This is a genomic window from Streptomyces callyspongiae, from assembly GCF_047200695.1.
Classification (GTDB): Bacteria; Actinomycetota; Actinomycetes; order Streptomycetales; family Streptomycetaceae; genus Streptomyces.
Genome location: NZ_JBJZOM010000058.1, coordinates 1 through 441, shown reverse-complemented (window position 1 = coordinate 441; position 441 = coordinate 1). Strand labels below are relative to the sequence as shown.

Genomic DNA, 441 nt, shown 5'->3' with positions numbered 1-441 from the left:
CGTGCGGAGGCGGTGCGGCCGTTCGACCTGGCGCGGGAGATCCCGTTCCGCGCCCGCCTGTTCCGCACAGGACCCGAGGACCACGTGCTGCTGCTCGTCATGCACCACATCGCCGGCGACGGCTGGTCCATCGGCCCCCTGCTCCGGGACCTGGGCGACGCCTACACCGCCCGGCTGGCCGGAACCGCACCCGGCTGGCAGCCACTCCCCGTCCAATACGCCGACTACACCCTCTGGCAGCAGCAACTCCTCGGCACCCCCGACAACCCCGACAGCCTCCTCGCCACCCAACTCGACCACTGGCGCAAGACACTGACCGGACTCCCCGAAGAACTCACCCTGCCCACCGACCGGCCCCGCCCCGCGGAACCCAGCGGACGAGGCGCCGACGCACCCCTGACCCTGGACCCCGCACTCCACCGGCACATCGCGGAACTGGCC

At 72.3% G+C, this 441-nt stretch carries 1 protein-coding gene; it reads left to right on the top strand.

From position 1 onward, the window contains the following. Positions 1-441 (top strand): condensation domain-containing protein (locus ACL06G_RS21505; RefSeq protein WP_412836530.1); only part of this gene is annotated, 441 nt, incomplete at both ends.